Genomic DNA, 20,822 nt, shown 5'->3' with positions numbered 1-20,822 from the left:
GTTTTACAGCGCTGGCCGCAAACCCGCCACTGGGCTTGTCGCAGGAGGCCCTCGTGGCGCAGCGGTATCCTTGCTCGGGGTTCGTGGCGGCTATTTGCGCGCCAGCAGCGGCACGCCGGGGTCGAACGCCAGCACCGCTTCGGCCCATTTCGCGACGCGGAGCACATGGAGGTCGTTGCGATAGGGGCCGGCGATCTGTACGCCCAGCGGCAGGCCGTTGTTGCCGAACCCGGCCGGCAAGGAGACTGCCGGCGCTCCGACGAAGGTCCAGGGCGCGCAATATTCGGCGTCTCCGGTCCAATCCAAGCCGCGCGGCGCTTCGCCGAACGCCGGCAAGGTGAGCACTGCGTCGAAGCCGTCGAGCTCAGCGGCGAGCGCCTTCTGCCTTAGGGCCTGGGCCGCCTTCGCGGCGAGATATTCCATGGCCGTCTTGCTTCGCCCGCTCTCGACGTGGCCCTTCATGACCTCGCTGACCCGGTCGGGATGGCGCGCGATCAGATCGGAGAAGATCGTGGTCGCCTCGCTGAGCATGATCGTGGTGATCGCATGCCAGTTCACCGCGTCGAGCTCTCTCAGTTCGACCTCGGTGATCGTCGCACCGGCGCTGCGCAGCTTGTCGATGACGGACTCGAATACGGTCTTCTGCTTCGCCTCGGCGCGCTCCCATTTGGCGAAGCGCACCACCGCGAGCCGTGGCGTGCGGAGCGGCGTGAGGCCCTGGTCGATGTCGACGGTGAAGCCCGGCAGCGGCCGGCCGTGGCGATCATCTGCGCTGGTGCCGGCGAGCAACGCGAGGGCGAAGGCCACGTCGTCGACGCGGCGCGCGAAGAAGCCGACATGGTCGAGCGACGTGCTAAGCGGATGCACGCCGCCGCGTGGAATCGCGCCGAAGCTCGGCTTGAAGCCGACGACGCCGTTGAAGGCCGCCGGTCGGATCACCGAGCCGAGTGTCTGTGTTCCCAGTGCCAGCGGCACGAGGCCGGCCGCAACCGCGGCGGCTGATCCGGACGATGAGCCGCCCGGTGTGTGCTCGGGGTTCCATGGATTGACGGTCGGACCGGGATGACGCCAGGCGAATTCGGTGGAGACCGTCTTGCCGAAGATGGTTGCGCCGAGATTGCGCAGCCGTTCGACCACCCAGGCGTCCGCATCCGGCACGTGATCGCGATAGATCTGCGAGCCGTTGGTGGTCGGCATGTCCGAGGTGGCGATGATGTCCTTGACGGCGACGGGAATTCCACCGAGCGGGCCGGTTTTTGGAGCGACATCCCGCGGCAGATATTCGAATGCTTTCAGCTGCGGTTCGATCGCCTGCGTCTTCTTCAGGCATTCTTCACCATAGGCGATGGCCGCTGCGGGGTCGGCTGCGAACCGCCGCAGCAAGTCGAGGACGCCGGCACCGGCCTTCGGTGTGGACACAGGGAAACGCTCGGACATTCATCGATCCTGTCGACTTGATCTCGTTGCCGGGCGGTGAACGGCCGCAGCGTGTTGTTCCGATCCTATCGGCTGTTCAAGCACACGCCAATCGTCCGGCCGATCGGTGCATATGAATACAGCGCATGGCGGCAGGCCCGTGCCGCGTGGCGGACAATCGCCGATGCGGCCCAGGCACGCGCACGGACACGCGCGAACCTGGCAGCAATCCGCTTCTCACCCGCTCAGGATGTGCTACCATTTTCGAGCAGGACCACTGATGTGGTCGGCCAAAGGACGTCTTCAGATACGTTCCGATAAGTAGACGCAGCCACATGAGCTGCCTCATGGGAGTGAAGCGATGACATCGGCTTTTCACCGAAGCATTCTTGCGCTTGCAACAATAGGTCTCCTCGCCGGCACCAGCATCGCCGGCGCGCAGCAGCAATCCGATCAGGGGAAGGGCCTGAAGAAATACGAATCCGGCACCAAGGAGTTCTGGACGCATCCGCCGGACGACTGGTTCCTCGGCGACGAGACCGAGGCGCAGAAGGGGCTGGCGCCGCCGTCAGGCCCGCCGACCGGCGCGTCCGATGCCGAGCTCGCGAAGATCGTCAAGCAGGTGAAGCTGCCGGACGGCTTCAAGATGGAGGTCTGGGCCTCGGGCGTGCTCGCCGCGCGGCAGATGGCCTGGGGCGACAAGGGCACGCTGTTCGTCGGCTCGTTCGGGCTCGGCAACGTCTATGCCATCACCGACAAGGGCGGCAAACGCGAGGTCAAGACGGTCCTCAAGGGCCTGAACATGCCGACCGGCCTCGCCTTCCAGGATGGCAATCTTTACGTGATCGCGGTCGACAAGCTGATCAAATACGAGAATGCCGAAGCCAGTCTCGACCATCTCGGCCAGGGCAAGGTCGTCTACGACGACATGCCGTCCTATGCGGCGCATGGCTGGAAATACATCGCGGTCGACAAGGAAGGCTGGTTCTATATCCCGTTTGGACCGCCCTTCAACATCGGCATCCCGCCGACGTCAGTCGCGCAGATCCGCCGAGTCGATCCGCGCACCGGCAATGCCGAGATCTATGCGCTCGGCGTCCGTAACAGCGTCGGCGGCGACGTCGACCCGCGCACCGGCAAATATTGGTTCACCGAGAATGCGCGCGACTGGGTCAGCGACGATCTGCCGAGCGACAAGCTCAACATGATCTCGAAGATCGGCGAGCATTTCGGCTATCCCTATTGCCACCAGGGTGACCTGCCGGATCCGAAATTCGCGATGGGTCACAAGTGCTCGGAGTTCACACCGCCAGTGCTGAACCTCGGTCCGCACGTGGCGCCGCTCGGCATGAAGTTCTACACCGGCGACCAGTTCCCGGCGGAGTACAAGAACAACATCCTGATCGCCGAGCACGGCTCCTGGAACCGGCACAAGTACCAGGGCGCACGGATCATGCGCGTCATCGTCGGCCCCGACGGCAAGGACGCCAAGCAGGAGGTGTTCGCCTCCGGCTGGCTCGAGGGCGACCAGGGCTATCTCGGCCGCCCCGACGACATCATCCTCGCCAAGGACGGCTCGATCCTGGTGGCGGACGACTGGGCCGGCGCGATCTATCGCATCAGCTACGAGAAGAAATGAGCTCGTCGTGAAAGCGGGGCTGCGCGCTGCCTTACGGTGGCCGCAGCCCCAACTATTTTGAATGTCGCGCGTTGATCGAGGACGACGTGCCGCACCCGGTCGCGGGTTTCGGGCATCGTCCGCGCGCCAAAGCAATGATGGGAGTGAGGACGCCTGCGATGAATCCAGGGACCTCCAGAATGCACCAGGTGATGGCCGCCGCGCTGATGCTCATGCTCATGCTTGCGGCGCCTCCGGCTGACGCCGCCGATGTCGAAGCGGGCAAGGCCAAGGCCGAGCTCTGCGCCGGCTGCCACGGCGAGAACGGCATCTCGCAGACCGAGAATATTCCTTCGCTCGCCGGCCAGCAGGATCAGTTCATCCAGTGGCAGCTCGTGTTCTTCCGCGCCGGCACGCGCAAGAACGAGGCGATGAAGCCGATCATCGATCAGCTCACCAACGAGGACATCCGCAACCTCGGCGCCTATTTCGCCTCGCTGCAGCCGGCCAAGGCGCCGCCGGACAACGATCCGGATCTGTCGGCCAAAGGCGCGCAAGCCGCCGCCGGCCGGCGCTGTGCCTCATGCCATCTCGACAGCTATGCCGGCACCAAGGGCGTGGCGCGGCTCGCCGGCCAGCGCGAGGAATATCTCGTCAAGGCGCTGCACGACTACAAGTCCGGCCAGCGCGTCGGCGGCAGCCAGGCCGCGATGACCGATGTTGCCTATCCGCTAAGCGACGAAGAGATCACGGCGCTGGCGCATTATCTGGCGCATCTGTAGTTGCTGGTGATGGGATGGGGTCTCGCGCCACACCCACAGCTGTCGTCCCGGACAAGCCTGCCGACGCGAAGCGTTGGCGGGCGCCGATCCGGGACCCATACCGCGGAGTCCATCGAGGGACTTCGCTGCGAGTTGCCTGCCTCACCGCGGCCGCGGAGTATGGGTCCCTGCGTTCGCAGGGATGACACCTGTACTTGCCGCGGGACTATGCCTGATCAACCTAAATCGCCTGATTATCCGGCCACTGCGGTCAACTTTGCCGCTGAGCCTCGTACACCTTCAGCTGCGTGTAGGATATGCGCAGGCGCGGCACCGGGACCTTGGCGGCATCGGCGCGGGCGACGAGATCGCCGATGACGTGATCGGCCTCGACCGGCAGGCCGGCGCTGAGATCGCGGAACATCGAGGCGGTCATCGGTGATCCCTCCGCGGTGAGCATGCCGGAGACGCGCTGGAAGAACGCGCCGGCTGGGGGGTAGCCTGCGGCCGCAGCGGTGGCGCTGCATTCGTCGAGCATGCCGAGCAGGAAATCCTTGCCGCCCGGCGCGGTCAGGATCACGCCGACCGGCGCACGCATCAATGTGGTCGATGCAGCGAGCGAGGACAGGAACACCCACTTCTCCCACATGTCCTGCATGACGTGGTCGCTGGCCGACGCATTGAAATTCCCGCGCTGGAAAATCTCGAAGATCGCGCGGACGCGGTCTGACGATCCGCCGTCGCGCTCGCCGAAGCTCAGCGATTGCATCGGCTGCAACTGCACGACCTCGCGCTGCTCGTTCAGGGTCGCGGCGATGGCGCAGAGCCCGCCGAGCACGCGCGCGCGCCCGAACCTGGCGTCGAGCACGTCGAGATGCTTCATGCCGTTGAGCAGCGGGATGATCGCGGTGTTCGGACCCACGGCCGGCGCGAACGAGGTGATCGCGTCATCGAGGTCGTAGGCCTTGCAGCTCAGCAGGACGACGTCGAAGTGCTGCTTCAGAGTGTCCGCCTGTACGGTCGGCGGATTGGGGAGGGTGACGTCACCGGTCGGACTGCGGATCACGAGGCCGGCACTGGCGAGTTCAGCCGCGCGGCGCGGGCGGACCATGAAGGTGACATCGGCGCCGGACTGCAGCAGCCGGCCGCCGAAATAGCCGCCGATGGCGCCGGCGCCGACGACGAGAATACGCATGGGCAGGTCCTCTCTCTCACCGAGGTCTCATCATGCAGGAGCGAATAGCGAATGGCGAGTAGCGAATGGGGATGGCCACCATGCCCTACTCGCTACTCCCTATTCGCCATCGCTTCTCACCATTTCTCGCCAAACGGACGGATCTCCATCTCGAAGGTCCACGCGCTCTTCGGCTGCTGGTAGAGCTGCCAATAGGCACCCGCGACCGAGGCCGGCGGCATCAGCAGGTCGGGATTGTCCAGCGCCTCCTTGCCCCAGAGTTGGGCGCGGCGCTCGCGCACCCAGGCGGTATCGACGCCGGAATCGATGATCAGGTGGGCGACATGGATGTTCTGCGGCATCAGTTCGCGCGCCATCGCCTGCGCCACCGCGCGCAGGCCGAACTTGGCCGAAGCGAAGGCGGCATAGCCGGAGCCGCCGCGCAGCGAGGCGGTCGCGCCGGTGAAGAAGATCTTGCCGCCGCCGCGGGGCAGCATCAGCCGGGCGGCCTCGCGCCCGGTGACGAAGCCGGCCCAGCACGCCATCTCCCAGACCTTGCGGAACACGCGGTCCGTCGTCTCGAGGATCGGGAAATTGACGTTGGCGCCGACATTGAAGATCACGACCTCGAGCGGCGCATGCCTGTCGGCGTCGTTGAGGAAGGCGGTGGTCTCGTCCTCCTTGCGGGCATCGAGCGAGCGCGCCACGATCCGCCCGCCAGCGGCCTCGACCTCCGTGACCAGCGGCGCGAGCTTCTCGCCATTGCGCCGGCCGGCGAACACCGTGAAGCCTTCGGACACGAATTTCTTGACGATCTCGGCGCCGATGTAGTCGCCGGCCCCGACGACCGCGACGGTAGCGTTGCGCTGTTGCATGCTTGCTCTCCCGATCTCACTCCAGCCTCATTGCGAGGAGCGAAGCGACGAAGCAATCCAGCCTTGCTTTGCGGCGGGATCGCGTTGCTGCGCTCGCGATGACGGCGATCACTTGCCCAGGATATATTCCTCGACGTCGCGCAGCTGCTCCTTGCCGAAGAACATCTCATTGCCGACGAAAAAGGTCGGCGAGCCGAACGCGCCGCGCTCCACCGCGCGCTGGGTGTTCTCCACGAGCTTCGCCTTGACCTCGGGCTCCTGGGCGCGGGCGAACAGCTTGGCCCCGTCGAGCCCGGACAATGTGATCGCGGCGATCGCGATCTCGGGATCGTCCATCTTCTTCGGCTCGCGCCACATGTGGTGGAACGCCGCGTCGACATAGGCCTCGAACACGCCCTCGAGCTGGGCCGCGATCGCCGCGCGCATCAGGTTCAATGTATTCACCGGGAAGTACGGGTTCCAGACCCAGGGCTGCACCTGGTAGCGCTTGAGGAAGCGCTGGGTCTCGACCTCGTGGAATTCACGCTTGTTCCTGATGCCGGCGAGTGACTCGGCCGGTGACTTGTTGTTGGTCGCCTTGAAGATGCCGCCGAGCAGCACCGGGACATAGTAGAACTGGACGCCAATCCGCTTCACGATCGCCGGGATCGCCTCATGGCTCAGATAGGCGTTGGGACTGCCGAAGTCGAACATGAATTCTGGCGCAGGACGGCTCATGGGCGGTCTCCTCGGTTTTTCACATTGTGGTCCAGCGCAGCAGCTCCGTCCAGGGTTTTATGACGGTCATCATATTCCAGCGGTCGGAAGACGCCGGTGGTGCGTCAGATCATCCGGCGCACCGTCCGCTTGCGCCACACCAGGAGATAATAGCTCATCTGCAGCAGCATCATCGCGGCGAACGTGATGGGATAGGCGAGCCAGACGCCGTCGAGCCCGATGCTGCGGCTGAGCCAGGTGGCGGCGGGCACCTCGATCGCGGCGATTGCAAACGCCGAGATCGCCAGCGGCATCCACACCGTCCCGGAGGCGCGCATCGCCGACGAGAACGTGATGGACATGCCGAACAGGACGGAGCTCCACAGCACGATGTGCAGCGAATGCTGCGCCACCTCGATGACGGCCGGGTCGGTGATGAAGAATCCCATCAGCACCCGTGAGAACAGATAGCCGATCGCGACCAGGCCGCCGGTCAGCACCACGTTCATCTCGATGCCCGTGCGCACGATGTCGCCGATCTGCTCGGCTTGCCCGCGGCCGATCGCCTGGGCGCCGAAGATCGAGACCGAGATCGCGATCGACAGCGCCGGAAACTGCACATAGCCGAGCACCAGGTTGACCGCGCCATAGGCCGCCGTCGCGTCCGAGCCGAAGCCGTTGACGAGGCCGATCAGCACCATCTCGGCCAGCGACATCACGATCATGCCGATCGCGGCGGGGATGCCGAGCCGCAGTACGGCTCGCAACAGTTTCGGATCAGGCAGCATGCCCCGCAGGAATGCCGCATCGATCGCCAGCGGGTGCTTGCGACGGCGCAGATGGACATGGAGCCAGGCCAGCGTCGTCAACGTCGAGATCGCCGAGGCCCAGGCGGCGCTGGCGACGCCGAGCACGGGCGCGCCGAGCCAGCCGCGGATGAAGACCGGGGTGAGCACCAGCCCGAGCGTGGTCGATGCGGCGAGCGAGGCCAGCGGCGTCACGGTGTCGCCGACGCCGCGCATCTGCGACGACAGCAGGATGTAGGCGAAGGTCAGCGGCATCGTGATCATCATGATGCGGGCATAGCCCGCGGCTGCATCAAGGATGTTGGCGGGCGTGGCGAGCGCGCTCAGCAATTGGCGGCTGAACACGCCGCCCAATACCGCGATCAGGTCGCCGAGCAGCAGCGCAATGGTCAGCGTCGTGCCGGCGACCTGCTTCACCTTCGCGGGCTCACCGGCGCCCCAGGCCTGGCCGATCAGAACGCCGGCACCTGAGCCGAGGCCCATGACGAAGGAGACGAAGAAGAACATCGCCGGGAAGAACACCGAGACCGCGGCGAGCGCATCGACGCCGATCATCTGGCCGAGATAGACGTTGTTGATGGTGCCGAACAGCGACTGCAGGATGTTGCTCAGCATCATCGGAACGACGAACGTCAGGAACGGCTTGCGCAGCGAGGCGGTTGGCGGCGACACGGCATGTTTCTCCGTCGACCGCTCTTCATTCGGAGTGCGGTCGCGTTGCGAGGAATTGGAACAAGAGCCGCCGCGAACGGCCGCTCTCATTGGCTGTTGAAATCAGCCGATCTCACTCGGCGCGGTGGCGGTGCGCGAGCGCGACGGCGTGGTCGCGGATGTCGGCCGGCCAGTCCGCGATCAAGGCGGCGAAGCGGCCGAGATCGCCGGCGAACAGCGCCCGCGACGCCTCCTCGAACTGCGGCAGGTTGCTGCCGATCCCGGACATGAAATGATAGGCCGCATCGCGTGCCTCACGGGCGCGGTCGGTGTCGCCGCTGGCACGGCGGGCGTCGTGGACCAGCTTGCGCAGTGCGACCGAGGCACCGCCCGGCTGCGCGTTCAGCCAGTCCCAGTGCTGCGGCAGCAAGGTCACCTCGCGGGCCACGACCCCGAGCTTCGGCCGGCCGCGGCCACGCGGCTCGCTCGGCCCTTGGTTCGCGGCCGCGCCGGCTTCGACCGGCAGGCGCGCCAGGATCTCCCGGTCGCTGCCGCGCAGATCGAGGTCGATCGGCTGCCCGGTGCGGTCGCTGAAAATCACGATCGGCTCGGTGCCCGGCGCGGCGTGTTTCAGTACCAGCGCCACCTTGGGCAGCGGCCCGGCGGCAACCCGGGTTTTGCCGGCAAATGCGGTGAAGGTGTCCATATCGGCAGTCCCATGTGATCACCCTAATAAAGCCCGGGTGAAATTAAAGTCAATATTACCCGGGTAATTATTTCATGCCGGGGTGAGGATCCCGGCGCCTCGCCGAACCCGCCCTGTCCTGCTACGGAACGGCGCCCGCCACCCGATCCGTCCCTGGAAACCCCATGCTGACCGTTCACCACCTCAACAATTCCCGCTCGCAACGCGTGCTCTGGCTGCTCGAGGAGCTCGGCGTGCCCTATGAGATCATTCGCTACGAGCGCCAGCCCGACATGCGCGCGCCGAAGGAGCTGCGCGCGATCCACCCGCTCGGCAAGTCCCCTGTCATCACCGACAGCGGCAACACGGTCGCGGAGTCCGGTGCGATCGTCGAATATCTGATCGAGACCTACGGCAATGGCCGCCTGATCCCGCCGCCGAAGACACCGGAGCGGCTGCGCTATTCCTATTGGCTGCATTACGCCGAGGGCTCGGCGATGCCGCTGCTGCTGCTGAAGCTGCTGTTCAACATCATGCCGAAGCGAGCGCCGGCGCTGCTGCGTCCGATCGTGCGCAAGGTGTCGAACCAGGCCTTGAGCACACTGGTCAATCCGCAGCTGAAGCAGCACATGGCGTTCTGGGAAAGCGAGCTGCAGAAAAGCGAGTGGTTCGCCGGCGATTCGTTCACCGCGGCCGACATCCAGATGAGCTTCCCGCTGCAGGCGGCGGCATCGCGCGGCGGCCTGGAGCAGGGCCATCCGCGGGCGATGGATTTCCTCGCGCGCATCGAGGCGCGGCCTGCCTACAAGATCGCGCTGGAGAAGGGCGGGCCCTACGAGGTCGGCCGCTGAGCGCTATTTTGTGGCCGTCGCCGGCGCCGCGGTCGCCGCAATCACCTCGCGCACCAGCCGGGCGACGCCTTTGATGTCGCCGTTCGGATCCACGGAATCGCCGAGCCGGACCACGACCATGCGCTGGCTCGGCATGATCACCAACCGCTGGCCGAGCAGGCCGAAGGCGAAGAACGCGTCCGGTGGAATTCCCGCGCGGGCACGTCCCTGCGCGTGAAAATGCTGGCTGCGGTTGGTCCACAGCCCGGCGCCGTAGTCGGTGTCCAGCGTCGCAGTTGCCGACATCGCGACCCAGCCTTCCGGGAGAATGCGCCGGTCGCCGACGACGCCGTCGCCGAGATAGAGCAGTCCGAGCTTCGCCCAGTCGCGCGCGCTCGCCAGCATGTTGCCGTAGCCCTGAACGGTCCCGCTCCCATCGTATTGCAGCGTCGCGCTGCGCATGCCGAGCGGGTTGAACAGCTCGCGCCAGGCCAGCTCGATGGTCTGCTCCGGTCCCCCGGCGGCGTCGCGGATGATGCGCGCCAGGATCTGGGCGCTCGCGCTCGAATAGGCCCAGCGCTGGCCGGGCGGCGCGATCAACGGCGCATGCACCGCGAACGCCGCCATGTCGCGGTGGATGTCCATCTGGCTCGACGGATCGAAGCCGGAATTGGTCTCGTCCAGCGCCAAGCCTGATGTCATGCGCATCAACTGCTCGATCGTGATGTCGTGGCGCGGATCTCTGGCCTCGCGCCACTCCGCGACCGGCGCCGGGATCGACGGGCTCAGCTTGCCCTGCCGGGTGAGGATGCCCAGCAGCGCATTGGTGACCGTCTTGGTCATCGAGAAGCCCACAAGTGGCGTTTCGACGCCGATGCTCGGCGCATAGCGCTCTGCGATCAGGTGACCGTCCTTGACGACGACGACCGCCTTGGTGCGGCGGAACGGCGGGTTGGCCGGCTCCTCGAAGGCGTGATCGAGCGCCGCCTTCAGCGCGGGATCGCTGGGCTCCACCGCCGTGTTTTCCGCGAAGTCGGGCAGGGCGGGAGCAGGCCCCGCAGCACGCAGCGCAGCGACGTCGGTATGCGGCACGTAAGGCGGCTTCTGGCCCTGGAGCGTCACGCAACCGAGGCCGTCGTGAAACGAGGCGCGGGTGGCGTGCAGGCCGAGCAGCGACGCCTCCACTAGGCGCATGTCGGGCTCCACCCGGTAGCGCATCACAGCCCGCAACCGGCGCAGACCGGGCCGTTCCATGGTCTCCGCAAACACCGTTTGTGGATCGAGGCCGGAGACGTAGGTCTTCGCGCAGATCATCTCGGCGACCGCGCTGGTCGCGACGCGCAGCGCCCGGTCAGGCCGATAGGTGAGCCACCCCGCCACCAGCAGGGCCGCAAACACCAGCAGACCGACCACGAATCTTCGCAAATGCACCAGAACGTCCGACACCGTCTCGCGGGCGAGCCTCGCTGCGCCCTGGTATACTTCTAACGCGCCTCGGTCACCACGCCAACGGAGGGAAGCGGGTGAAGGGCCCCGCCGGACGGCGGCAAATCGTCATCCGGGGCCACGATGTCCGACATCGCCTGGGAACCGGCGCCTCAGCGCCCGGCTGCGGTGGCGCCCTTGCTGCGCGGATCCGGCGCGCCGACGAATCCATCCGACGTCACCAGGATGGAGTTGGCCGAGGTCCGTCCCATCGGCTCCTCGAGCTTGTGACCTCGGGCGCGCAGACCGGCGAGCACGTCCTCGGCAAAACCCTTCTCGATTCGGACCTCGTCGGGCATCCATTGGTGATGCAGGCGAGGCGCGGTGACGGCCTGTCGGACGTCCATCCGATAGTCGAGCACGTTGACGGTCACCTGCAGCACAGTCGAGATGATGCGGCTGCCGCCCGGGGAGCCCGTGACGAGCACGGGCTTGCCGTCCTTCAGCACGATGGTCGGCGACATCGACGACAGCGGCCGCTTGCCGGGACCGGGCAGATTGGCTTCGAAGCCGACCAGGCCGAAGGCGTTGGAGGCGCCGGGCGCGGCGGTGAAATCGTCGAGCTCGTTGTTGAGCAGCACGCCGGTGCCCTCGGCGACGAGGCCGACGCCATAGGGGAAGTTCAGCGTGTAGGTGTTGCTGACGGCATTGCCGTCATTGTCGACGACCGAGAAATGCGTGGTGTTGCTGCCCTCCCGCAGCGGCGTGGTGTTGAGCACGTCGCCGGCGCTGGTGGCGTGCGCGGGATCGATCCCGGCGCGCTGGCGCGCGGCATAGTCCTTCGACAGCATCGCGCGCACCGGCGCGTCGACGAAGGCGGGGTCGCCGAGATAGCGCGCACGATCGGCATAGGCACGCTTCATTGCCTCGATCAGCAGATGCAGCGACGCGGGCGAGCCCTGCTTCAACTCAGCGAGCGGAAAGCCTTCGAGGATGTTCAGCATCTCGACCAGCACGGTGCCGCCCGACGACGGCAGCGGCATCGACACGATGTCATAGCCGCGATAGGTGCCGCGCACCGGCGTGCGCAGCACCGGCTGGTAGGATTTGAGATCGTCCGCTGTCATGATGCCGCCGGCATCCTGGATCGCCTTGGCGAGTTGGTCGGCGACCGGCCCTTCATAAAATCCGCGCGGGCCCTGCTCGGCAATGGCGGTGAGCGTCGCCGCCAGATCGCGCTGGATCAGCCGGTCTCCTTCCCTCAGCACCGTGCCGTCGGGACGAATGAAGATCGCGGCCGACGATTTCCATTTGGCCAGCCGCGGCGCCATCATCGGCAGGGTGACGGCAACGTCGTCGGTGACCGGGATGCCGTCGCGCGCCAGCACGATCGCCGGATGCAGCAACTGCGCCAGCGTGAATTTGCCCGAGCCGTATTTCTCCAGCGCCAGCGCGAGACCTGCGACCGATCCGGGCACGCCGATCGACAGCGCGGAGTCGCGCGACTTGGCATTGTCGGGCTTGCCATCGGCGCCGAGGAAGATGTCGCGCGTGATGGCAGCGGGGCCGGTCTCGCGATAGTCGATCGCCACGTCCTCGTTGGTCCTGGCGATGTGAATGACCATGAAGCCGCCGCCGCCGATGTTGCCGGCAACGGGATAGGTGACCGCCATCGCAAAGCCGGTGGCAACGGCGGCATCGACCGCGTTGCCGCCGAGCGCGAGGATGCGCTGGCCGACTTCGGCTGCGATCCTCTCCTGTGCCACCACCATGCCATGCGCGGGCGGCTGCGCCGGCGCGGCGACACCGGGTGGCTGCGGGATGTCGATGGCTTGCGAATCCAGCGCCCGCGCCGGCAGGCAGCCGGCCAGCAACAGCATGAAACCCGCAAGGAGCCGTCGTCGATCAATCGTGAACGTGGTCATCGCAATTCCGCCGTTGCTGACATCCGCCTGGGATCGTCAGATGTTATAGGGCCGCGTCGCCGGCGTAAAACGCGACACCGTGATCGTCGCAAGATGCGACGCCGTGATCGCAAAGGATCTTCGAATGGCCGTCACCACGATCGAGACCTCTGGCACTGCCGACGGCCGAGTCTATCCCGGGCGCGCGGCCGTCGTCAGCTGGATCTTCTTCGATTGGGCGGCGCAGCCCTATTTCACGCTGATCACGACCTTCGTCTTCGCGCCCTATTTCGCGGCGCATGTCGCGCCGGACGCGGCGAGCGGCCAGGCGCTGTGGGGCTTTGCGACCGCCGCGGCCGGCATCGTCATCGCGCTGCTGTCACCGGTGTTCGGCGCGATCGCCGATGCCACCGGCCGCCGCAAGCCATGGATCGCGGCGTTCGGCGCGATGCTGGTGATCGGCGCCTCGCTGATGTGGATCGGGCGTCCCGGCGCGCCGGAGCTGATCCCGCCGCTGCTCGCGGTCTATGTGATCGCCACCATCGGGGTTGAGTTCGCCACGGTGTTCAACAACGCGATGATGCCGACCCTGGTGCCGCCGGAACGCATCGGCCGGCTGTCCGGCACCGGATGGGCCACCGGCTATGTCGGCGGCATCCTCTCGCTCGTCATCGTGCTGGGCTTTCTCGCCGCCAATCCCGACAGCGGCCGCACGCTGTTTGGATTCAAGCCGCTGTTCGGGCTCGATCCCGTGAGCCATGAAGGCGACCGCATCTCCGGTCCGCTCACCGGGCTCTGGTTCATCGTGTTCGTGCTGCCGATGTTCCTGTTCACGCCGGACTTTCCGGCGCGGCACCGGTTGGGCGCGGCCGTGCGCGAAGGCATCGGTCAGTTGAAGGAGACATTGCGCAGCTTGCCGCAGCAACGTGACGTTGCGTTCTTTCTCCTCGCCAACATGATCTACACCGATGGCCTCGTCTCGCTGTTCGCCTTCGGCGGCATCTATGCCGCCGGCACGTTCGGCTGGAACACGATCCAGATCGGCACCTTCGGCATCATCCTCGCCGCCGCCGGCACGTTCGGCGGCTGGCTCGGCGGCAAGCTCGATGATTTCCTGGGGCCGAAGCGCGTGATCGCCGGCAGCATGACCTTGCTGCTGCTCGCGATCATCGCGATTCTCATGGTGAGCCGTGATTCGGTTCTGTTGATCGCGGTCACGCCGGCGGTGCCCGGCGGCCCGCTGTTCGCCTCGCTGCCGGAGCGCGCCTACCTGCTGCTCGGCTGCATCATCGGCGCCTGCGGCGCGCCGCTGCAGGCGGCCTCGCGCTCGCTGCTGATCCGCATGGTGCCGAAGGAGCGCGTGGCGCAGTATTTCGGTCTGTTCGCGCTCACCGGCAAGGTCACGTCGTTCATCGGCCCGCTGCTGATCGGCACCATCACCGCGGTCACTGCGAGTCAGAAGGCCGGCATGGCCGTGCTCGTGCCGTTCTTTGCGGTGGGGCTGGTGTTGCTGGCGCGGGTCAACTCAGACCGTCATGCCCGGGCTTGACCCGGGCATCCATCCCGCTTCGACAGGCTCTTCTTTAGACGATGGATTGCCGGGTCAAGCCCGGCAATGACGACCTCGCTAGTGCCGGAAGTGCCGCACGCCGGTCAGCACCATGGCGATGCCGTGCTCGTCAGCCGCCTTGATGACCTCGTCGTCCTTCACCGAGCCGCCCGGCTGGATCACTGCGGTGGCGCCGGCCTCGATGCAGGCGAGCATGCCGTCGGCGAACGGGAAGAACGCGTCGGAGGCGACGACCGATCCCTTTGTCAGGGGCTCGGCGAGCTTCAGCTCCGCGGCCGCATCCAGCGCCTTGCGCGCGGCGATGCGCGCCGAATCGACCCGACTCATCTGCCCGGCGCCGATGCCGACCGTTGCCGAATCCTTGGCATAGACGATGGTGTTCGACTTGACGTGCTTGGCGACGCGGAAGGCGAAGCGCAGGTCACGCAGCTCGGCCTCGGTGGGCGCGCGCTTGGTCACCACCTTCAGCTCCATGTCATCGACGACGGCATTGTCGCGGCTCTGCACCAGAAGGCCGCCGGCCACCGTCTTCGCGGTCAGGCCGGCCTCGCGCGGATCGGGCAGGTCGCCGGCGAGCAGCAGCCGCAGCTTCTTGCGGCCGGCGATGATCGCGATCGCTTCCTCGGTCGCGTCGGGTGCGATGATCACCTCGGTGAAGATGCCGGTGATCGCGCGTGCCGTGGCGGCGTCGAGCTTGCGGTTCATCGCGATGATGCCGCCGAACGCCGAGGTCGAATCGCAGGCCAGCGCCTTCTGATAGGCGGTGACGAGATCGGGCCCTTCCGCGACGCCGCACGGGTTGGCGTGCTTGACGATGACGCAGGCGGCGGTGCGCGCCGGATCGAACTCGGCGATGCACTCATAGGCCGCGTCGGTGTCGTTGATGTTGTTGTAGGACAGCTCCTTGCCCTGCAACTGGCGTGCGGTGGCGACGCCCGGACGGCGGCCGGGAAGCGCGTAGAACGCCGCATGCTGATGCGGGTTCTCGCCATAGCGCAGCGACTGGATCAGCTTGCCGCCGAAGGCGCGGTAATCGGGCGCGTCGTTCTGGATGGTGGCGGCGAACCAGTTGGAGATCGCGGCGTCATAGGCGGCAGTGCGCGCATAGGCCTTGGCGGCAAGCCGGCGGCGCAGCAGCAGCGTGGTCGAGCCGTCATGCCGCGTGAGGTCGTCGAGCACGGCGTGATAGTCGTTGACGTCGACGACGACGGCGACGTCCTCGTGGTTCTTCGACGCCGCGCGGATCATCGCCGGGCCGCCGATGTCGATGTTCTCGATGCAGTCGTTGAACGGGGCGCCGCGTTCGACCGTGGCCTCGAACGGGTAGAGATTGACGACGAGCAGGTCGATCGGCGCGATGTCGTGGCTCTTCATCGCCGCCGCATGCTCATCATTGCCGCGGATCGCGAGCAGGCCGCCATGCACCTTGGGGTGCAGGGTCTTGACGCGGCCGTCCATCATCTCCGGAAAGCCGGTGAGGTCGGAGACGTCCTTGACCTTCAGGCCGGCCTCGGAAATCGCCCTGGCGGTGCCGCCGGTCGATACGAGCTCGACACCGCGCGCCGCAAGCGCGCGCGCGAACTCGACCAGACCGGTCTTGTCGGAAACGGATAACAGGGCACGGTGAACGCGACGAAGCTGATTGGTCATGGGCAGAGTCCTTGTGCAGGAGTTCAATTTGCCCAGGCGCACGGCGGTCAATCCCGCGCTCCCCGATGGTGCTCCATCCAAAGTCGCCAGTCGCACGAGAGCGGGCCTCATATCAGCTTTTGCCGCCCGCGACAACGGGTGGGCGATCGAACGACCATCTTGGCCTCACGGCTCACCATGAGGGTGCACGGTCTCGCCTGAACATCGGCCGCGTCCCGAGGGCCCGCCGAAGGCGGACGGCTCGACGGACGGTGATGTGAGATGATGTGAGAAGCGTTACAGCGGCAATTCCGGCTCTCTCCGCGCGTTGCGGCGTCCGTTGGTCTCGGTCGGCGACGCCGACGAGCGCACGAAGCTCCAGCGGATCGACGGGGCTTGCTGCGCGTCCTGCCGGATCACCAGTTGCGTGGTGCGGCGCGGACCGTCATTGCCGGCGAGAAACACGCTGTCCTCGAGATCGACGCGATCGTCGAACGTCTCGAACGTCCAGACCTCGCGATTGGGCAGCACCAGCATGGCGCCGCGGCCGTCGCTGAGCCGGCTGGCCTTGACGGCCGGATGCAGGTGGAAGCGCAGCGCGTAGTCCGAGCCGCCGCCGCGAAGACGGGCGCCCTGCGCCGGCGTCACGGTGTCCTCGCCGTCCAGCCGCGAGCCGTCCTCGGCCGCCACCAGCACGCGGCGGTGGACGAGGCCGAACTTCGCCGCGTAGCCATTGTGCGAGGTCGACAGCACGGTGCCGTCCGGCACGACCTCGCGGAAGTTCTCGACCCGCGTCGGACCCGACACGATCGGCGCGCCGTGCAGCAGGCGCTTCATCGCCGACATCTCGACGAAGGTGCAGGACGAGGTGTTGTGATAGGTCAGCGTCGAATGCGCCACCGTGCTGCGCGCGAAGGCGCGCCAATTGTCGCGGCCGGTCGACGGCATGCCGCAATTGATCACGATACGGCACGGTCCGGAGGACATCTCGAAGGCGAGACAGCCGGCATGGGCCTCATGGCTCAGATGCGGCGGCGGCGGCGCACCGGTGTCGACGATCACCGTCATCGGTCCGGCGTCGAGCCGCTGGAAACCGGAATGCGGCATGCTCGCCATCGGCGTGCCGTGGGTGTCGTCATAGGCGAGCAGGGTCGCCAGCAGGTCGGACGGGGTGCCGCCCATGCCATTGAACAGCGCCATGTTGCCGTCGCCGTGCCGGAAGAAGCGCAGCATCGGCATCATGCGGTCGATGGCGTTGAGCAGCGCCGGCGGCGGGGCGATGTTGCGGGCCGCAAACGTCTGCCGCAGCGGCAGCAGGTCGATCAGCAGCTCGATCAGCGCGCCCGGATTGCGCGACACGTGGCCGCCATCGGGCAGGATCTGCCGCTGCAATTCGTCGGAGAGTTTTCGGGTCGCGCTGCGGATGTGCTTGGCCTGGTTGGCGAGGCACAGCGCCGCGTAACACAGTGCGATCAGCACCTGCAGCCGCGGCGCGCCATCCGGGATGTCGATGGTCGAATAGCGCAGATAGCGGATCTCGCGGGTTAGCCCCCGCAGATAGCGGCGGTAGAACTTGCCGTCGGAATCGGCCAGCACCAGCGGCGCCTGCGACAGCAACGAGATCACCCGCCGGGCCAGCACGTCGGCGCGCCGGCTCAGCGGATGGCGGCCGATCTGGTTGGTGATCCAGTCGTCGACCAGGGCACGGGCGTTGGCGCGGGTCAGCGCGGTGTCGGCTGCGCGCAGATGTCGCAGCCAGCCGAAGCCGAGCAGGGCGACCTCCCAATCCTCCGATGGCGGCTCCAGGTCGAAGATCGAGCGGCCATGGCAGGTCACGATCTTGCCGGCGAAGACGAAGCGGCCGGCATAGATCTCGGCGGCCCGCGTCGCGTCCGAAGTGCGCAGATCATGCGGCGCAATGATGAGTCGGTCCGCCCGTCCGGGCCACAACCCGGACACGGATACCGATACACCGCTGACGTTGGACATCAGGCTGCGCGCAAAGCGGCCCATCACCAGCGTCGATATGCGTCTGCGTTGAGCGGCGGACACGCCAAGCCTTGGATTCAGAGGGGGATTCGGTTGCGCATCCTTCATAGATCGCAACTGCCGCCGATACACCATTTTTGGCCCCGGTGCAGCACCATCGCGGGACCAGAATCTGGTGCAAAATCAGGATTTAACGGACTAACGCAACGCCGACGCCCTTAAAGCCCGACCGACGCAGGGCCGGCGCACCGCGCGTACGATGACACGCTCACGGCCGGCGCTCCAGTCTCGCCGCATAAAAACCGTCGAGACCGCCAAGCCGGGGGTCCTGGTGCGGCAAATGGCAGGGCAGAGTGCGCAGGTCGCCGGCCGGCGTGACCAGCTCGGCCAGTCCTGCCACCTCGCCAGGGGTGACGGGGATGCGGCGCAGCTCGGTGGTTTCGGCCAGCACGCGCTCGACCACCTGCTCGCCCTCCTCGGGCTCCAGCGAACAGGTACAGTAGACCAGGGTTCCGCCCGGCTTGAGCAGGCCGCTCGCTCGGGTCAGCAGCCGCGCCTGGAGTGCGGACAGGGCGGCGATGTCGGCCTCGCTGCGCAACCAGCCCACATCGGGATGGCGCCGAATGGTGCCGGTTGAGGTGCAGGGGGCATCGAGCAGCAGGCCGTCGAAGCCGCCGCTTTCGGCGGGCTGCCATTCGGCGGCATCGGCCACGACCGTCTCGGCCGTGAGCTGCAGCCGGGTCATGTTGTCCTTCAGCCGGTTCATCCGGGCCGGCGACCGGTCGACCGCGGTGACGCGGGCGCCGCCATGGGCAAGCTGGGCGGTCTTGCCGCCCGGCGCCGCGCACAGATCGGCGATGGTCTTGCCGCCGACGTCGCCGAGCAGCCGCGCAGGCAAGGCGGCGGCGGCGTCCTGCACCCACCATTGGCCCTCGGCGAAGCCCGGCAGGACTGTCACCGAACCATGCAGCACGGTGCGCACGGTCCCGGTCGGCAGCACCTCACCATGCAGCCGCGACGCCCATTGCGCCGGGTCCGACTTCACTGTCAGGTCGAGCGACGGCTCCTGGCCGAGCGCCGCGGCGATGTCCTTTGCGGTCGCTTCGCCGTAATGATCGATCCAGCGCTTGAGCAGCCAGGGCGCGATGTCGAGCGGCTGGCCGGTGGCGTCGTCGAGCAGGCCCGCGCCCTCGCGCGCGCAGCGCCGCAGCACCGCGTTGACGAGCCCGGCATACTTCGCTGCGCGGCGGTCGGCCTGGACCAGGCGGACGGAGAGGTCGACGGCGGCGTGGTCGGGGACGTCCATCCACAGGATCTGGGCGGCGCCGATCAAGAGCGCGCTCTGCGCCCGCGGCGCGTCGGTCGGCACGCCGCGATCCAACAGCCGCGACAGCACGTGGCCGAGCGTTCCGAGCCGCCGCAGGGTGGTGGCGACCAGCCGGCGCATCAGCGCGCGGTCGCGGTCGGCGAGATGCTTCAGTCCGGGATGCGCGCCGGTTCCGTCGAGCTGATCGTCGAGGGTGCGATGCTTGTGCAGCACGCCGTCAACCACGTCGGCGGCGATGCGGCGTGCCGCCAGGCCTGGGACTTCGGAAGGGGTCGCAAAACGCGGCGGAGGCATGCCTGGGAATTACTCGCGAAAGAAGAAAGGCAGTTCCGCGACGATCGGGTGCATGCCATCAGCTTGCGGGTCCTCTGTCACCGGAATATGCCAAATGTAAGAATCGGCTCCGCATTTTTTAGACCTGTTTTATCGCGTGCGCTCACACGATCTGATGATATCGGGAACGATCCGGTTCAACGGTGGAATGGTACGATGAGTGACGAGCCCAGGAGTGAGTCCAAGAGCGGGCCTGAGACCAGGCCCGCATTGTCGGTGGTCGCCAGCAACGACAATCCGCGCAAGCCGCTGACGCCGGCCGCGCAGCGCGCGCTGGCCGAGGCTGAGGAACGCCGCCGACTGGCAGCAGAACAGACGAAGCCGATGCCGACGGAGTTGCAGGGGCCGAAAGGGCCGGAGCCGACCCGTTACGGCGACTGGGAGAAAAAGGGAATCATCTCGGACTTCTGACGGGATGTCCGCGCGCGGCTTTCGTTGTTCGGCGCCGGGCTTGCCGGTCCCGCGTTCTCCGCGCTCCCGGATCGCAGCGGTGACTCAGCGCGTGACAACCACCGTTGTGCCGATCGATACGCGCTCATAGAGATCGGTGATGTCGGTGTTGAGCATGCGGATGCAGCCGTAGGACACGTAGCCGCCGACCGAGTTTGGCACGTTGGTGCCGTGGATCGCATATTCGCCGCCGGCGAGCGTCATGGCGGCGACGCCCATCGGGTTCTGCGGCGAGCCGCCGGGGATCACGTCGGGGATGTTGGGCTTGTCGCGCTTGACGTCGGCCGGCGGCGCCCAGGCCGGATATTTGTACTTGCCGTCGATCTTGGTGGTGCCGGCCCATTGCCGGCCGGCCTTGCCGACGCCGACCGTGTAGCGCATGGCGTGGCTGCCATCGAGCACGAGATAGAGCTTCCGCTCGCCGGTCCTCACCACGATCGTGCCCGGCGAATAGTCGCCGGCGATGGCGACCAGCTCGGGACGGGCCGACGCAGAGTCGGCCGTCGTGACCATGGCTCCGACCACCGACGCGGCCACCATCGCCGCCTTCATTGTCAGCCTGCCCGCCCCAGTCCGCATTGCCATCCCCTCAGGCCGTTCCGCGGCGCCTGCTCCCCGGCCGGGAGCACGCGGATGGCTTGAGGAAAGAAAAACTTCGTCTGCAAGTAAATGACCTGAAAACA

Annotated in this window: 17 protein-coding genes and 1 riboswitch; of the genes, 5 read left to right on the top strand and 12 right to left on the bottom strand. The window is 66.8% G+C overall.

What is annotated here, in order from left to right:
* Positions 1–90: 90 nt before the first annotated feature.
* Entirely contained in the window at positions 91–1,437 is a 1,347-nt protein-coding gene (locus QW881_RS31240; RefSeq protein ID WP_315758707.1) for an amidase, read from the bottom strand.
* 340 nt (positions 1,438–1,777) lie between these two features.
* Between QW881_RS31240 and QW881_RS31235 the strand changes: the two genes are divergently transcribed.
* Both QW881_RS31235 and QW881_RS31230 read left to right on the top strand, forming a co-directional pair.
* Positions 1,778–3,055 (top strand): PQQ-dependent sugar dehydrogenase, encoded by a 1,278-nt coding sequence (locus QW881_RS31235; protein WP_315758708.1) that lies wholly within the window; start codon positions 1,778–1,780, stop codon positions 3,053–3,055.
* 179 nt (positions 3,056–3,234) lie between these two features.
* The gene (locus tag QW881_RS31230; RefSeq protein ID WP_315758709.1) at positions 3,235–3,816 is read left to right on the top strand and encodes a c-type cytochrome; all 582 of its coding nucleotides are present in this window, start codon (positions 3,235–3,237) and stop codon (positions 3,814–3,816) included.
* Between the two features lie 250 nt (positions 3,817–4,066).
* On the opposite strand, the gene panE is transcribed toward QW881_RS31230, so the two are convergent.
* The 5 genes from panE to QW881_RS31205 form a co-directional block, all read right to left on the bottom strand.
* On the bottom strand, positions 4,067–4,990 hold the full coding sequence (gene panE, locus QW881_RS31225; protein ID WP_315758711.1) for a 2-dehydropantoate 2-reductase: 924 nt from the start codon (positions 4,988–4,990) through the stop codon (positions 4,067–4,069).
* Positions 4,991–5,106: 116 nt separating this feature from the next.
* Entirely contained in the window at positions 5,107–5,844 is a 738-nt protein-coding gene (locus tag QW881_RS31220) for an SDR family oxidoreductase (RefSeq protein WP_315758713.1), read from the bottom strand.
* A gap of 108 nt (positions 5,845–5,952) precedes the next feature.
* Positions 5,953–6,561: a 2-hydroxychromene-2-carboxylate isomerase gene (locus QW881_RS31215; RefSeq protein WP_315758714.1), complete on the bottom strand. Its 609-nt coding sequence runs from the start codon at positions 6,559–6,561 to the stop codon at positions 5,953–5,955.
* 104 nt (positions 6,562–6,665) lie between these two features.
* On the bottom strand, positions 6,666–7,964 hold the full coding sequence (locus QW881_RS31210) for an MATE family efflux transporter (protein WP_315758740.1): 1,299 nt from the start codon (positions 7,962–7,964) through the stop codon (positions 6,666–6,668).
* 166 nt (positions 7,965–8,130) lie between these two features.
* Positions 8,131–8,703: a DUF2239 family protein gene (locus QW881_RS31205; RefSeq protein ID WP_315758716.1), complete on the bottom strand. Its 573-nt coding sequence runs from the start codon at positions 8,701–8,703 to the stop codon at positions 8,131–8,133.
* A 164-nt stretch (positions 8,704–8,867) separates the two neighbouring features.
* Here QW881_RS31205 and QW881_RS31200 point away from each other — a divergent pair, with 164 nt between their 5' ends.
* Positions 8,868–9,533 (top strand): glutathione S-transferase, encoded by a 666-nt coding sequence (locus QW881_RS31200; RefSeq protein ID WP_315758717.1) that lies wholly within the window; start codon positions 8,868–8,870, stop codon positions 9,531–9,533.
* Positions 9,534–9,536: 3 nt separating this feature from the next.
* Here the strand turns inward: QW881_RS31200 and QW881_RS31195 are convergent, their stop codons facing one another.
* Positions 9,537–10,943, bottom strand: coding sequence for a serine hydrolase (locus QW881_RS31195; RefSeq protein WP_315758719.1), 1,407 nt, complete (start codon positions 10,941–10,943; stop codon positions 9,537–9,539).
* A 167-nt stretch (positions 10,944–11,110) separates the two neighbouring features.
* The gene (gene ggt, locus QW881_RS31190) at positions 11,111–12,817 is read right to left on the bottom strand and encodes a gamma-glutamyltransferase (protein ID WP_315758741.1); all 1,707 of its coding nucleotides are present in this window, start codon (positions 12,815–12,817) and stop codon (positions 11,111–11,113) included.
* 169 nt (positions 12,818–12,986) lie between these two features.
* Between ggt and QW881_RS31185 the strand changes: the two genes are divergently transcribed.
* Complete coding sequence (locus QW881_RS31185; RefSeq protein ID WP_316159233.1) at positions 12,987–14,390, top strand: MFS transporter; 1,404 nt, start codon at positions 12,987–12,989, stop codon at positions 14,388–14,390.
* 78 nt (positions 14,391–14,468) lie between these two features.
* Here the strand turns inward: QW881_RS31185 and purH are convergent, their stop codons facing one another.
* The 3 genes from purH to QW881_RS31170 form a co-directional block, all read right to left on the bottom strand.
* Complete coding sequence (purH, locus tag QW881_RS31180; protein ID WP_315758722.1) at positions 14,469–16,061, bottom strand: bifunctional phosphoribosylaminoimidazolecarboxamide formyltransferase/IMP cyclohydrolase; 1,593 nt, start codon at positions 16,059–16,061, stop codon at positions 14,469–14,471.
* A 23-nt stretch (positions 16,062–16,084) separates the two neighbouring features.
* Positions 16,085–16,165, bottom strand: a riboswitch (ZMP/ZTP riboswitch).
* Positions 16,166–16,337: 172 nt separating this feature from the next.
* Positions 16,338–18,053, bottom strand: a complete 1,716-nt coding sequence (locus QW881_RS31175) for a heparinase II/III family protein (RefSeq protein ID WP_315758723.1) — start codon at positions 18,051–18,053, stop codon at positions 16,338–16,340.
* Between the two features lie 244 nt (positions 18,054–18,297).
* The gene (locus tag QW881_RS31170; RefSeq protein WP_315758724.1) at positions 18,298–19,650 is read right to left on the bottom strand and encodes an RsmB/NOP family class I SAM-dependent RNA methyltransferase; all 1,353 of its coding nucleotides are present in this window, start codon (positions 19,648–19,650) and stop codon (positions 18,298–18,300) included.
* A gap of 195 nt (positions 19,651–19,845) precedes the next feature.
* Here QW881_RS31170 and QW881_RS31165 point away from each other — a divergent pair, with 195 nt between their 5' ends.
* Positions 19,846–20,100 (top strand): DUF1674 domain-containing protein, encoded by a 255-nt coding sequence (locus tag QW881_RS31165; RefSeq protein ID WP_315758726.1) that lies wholly within the window; start codon positions 19,846–19,848, stop codon positions 20,098–20,100.
* A gap of 84 nt (positions 20,101–20,184) precedes the next feature.
* Here the strand turns inward: QW881_RS31165 and QW881_RS31160 are convergent, their stop codons facing one another.
* Entirely contained in the window at positions 20,185–20,691 is a 507-nt protein-coding gene (locus QW881_RS31160; RefSeq protein WP_409997711.1) for a L,D-transpeptidase, read from the bottom strand.
* Positions 20,692–20,822: the final 131 nt, after the last annotated feature.

Origin of the sequence: Bradyrhizobium sp. SZCCHNS3016 (assembly GCF_032484535.1) — a bacterium.
Classification (GTDB): domain Bacteria; phylum Pseudomonadota; class Alphaproteobacteria; order Rhizobiales; family Xanthobacteraceae; genus Bradyrhizobium.
Note: the sequence above shows the minus strand (reverse complement) of the source record. Positions and strands in the feature narration are given on the sequence as shown.

Bases quoted from the DNA above. Each gene is read 5' to 3' on its own strand.
- QW881_RS31240 (WP_315758707.1), bottom strand. From the start codon at position 1,437: ATGTCCGAGCGTTTCCCTGTGTCCACACCGAAGGCCGGTGCCGGCGTC.
- QW881_RS31235 (WP_315758708.1), top strand. From the start codon at position 1,778: ATGACATCGGCTTTTCACCGAAGCATTCTTGCGCTTGCAACAATAGGT.
- QW881_RS31230 (WP_315758709.1), top strand. From the start codon at position 3,235: ATGCACCAGGTGATGGCCGCCGCGCTGATGCTCATGCTCATGCTTGCG.
- panE (WP_315758711.1), bottom strand. From the start codon at position 4,990: ATGCGTATTCTCGTCGTCGGCGCCGGCGCCATCGGCGGCTATTTCGGC.
- QW881_RS31220 (WP_315758713.1), bottom strand. From the start codon at position 5,844: ATGCAACAGCGCAACGCTACCGTCGCGGTCGTCGGGGCCGGCGACTAC.
- QW881_RS31215 (WP_315758714.1), bottom strand. From the start codon at position 6,561: ATGAGCCGTCCTGCGCCAGAATTCATGTTCGACTTCGGCAGTCCCAAC.
- QW881_RS31210 (WP_315758740.1), bottom strand. From the start codon at position 7,964: ATGATGCTGAGCAACATCCTGCAGTCGCTGTTCGGCACCATCAACAAC.
- QW881_RS31205 (WP_315758716.1), bottom strand. From the start codon at position 8,703: ATGGACACCTTCACCGCATTTGCCGGCAAAACCCGGGTTGCCGCCGGG.
- QW881_RS31200 (WP_315758717.1), top strand. From the start codon at position 8,868: ATGCTGACCGTTCACCACCTCAACAATTCCCGCTCGCAACGCGTGCTC.
- ggt (WP_315758741.1), bottom strand. From the start codon at position 12,817: ATGCTGTTGCTGGCCGGCTGCCTGCCGGCGCGGGCGCTGGATTCGCAA.
- QW881_RS31185 (WP_316159233.1), top strand. From the start codon at position 12,987: ATGGCCGTCACCACGATCGAGACCTCTGGCACTGCCGACGGCCGAGTC.
- purH (WP_315758722.1), bottom strand. From the start codon at position 16,061: ATGACCAATCAGCTTCGTCGCGTTCACCGTGCCCTGTTATCCGTTTCC.
- QW881_RS31175 (WP_315758723.1), bottom strand. From the start codon at position 18,053: ATGGGCCGCTTTGCGCGCAGCCTGATGTCCAACGTCAGCGGTGTATCG.
- QW881_RS31170 (WP_315758724.1), bottom strand. From the start codon at position 19,650: ATGCCTCCGCCGCGTTTTGCGACCCCTTCCGAAGTCCCAGGCCTGGCG.
- QW881_RS31165 (WP_315758726.1), top strand. From the start codon at position 19,846: ATGAGTGACGAGCCCAGGAGTGAGTCCAAGAGCGGGCCTGAGACCAGG.
- QW881_RS31160 (WP_409997711.1), bottom strand. From the start codon at position 20,691: ATGAAGGCGGCGATGGTGGCCGCGTCGGTGGTCGGAGCCATGGTCACG.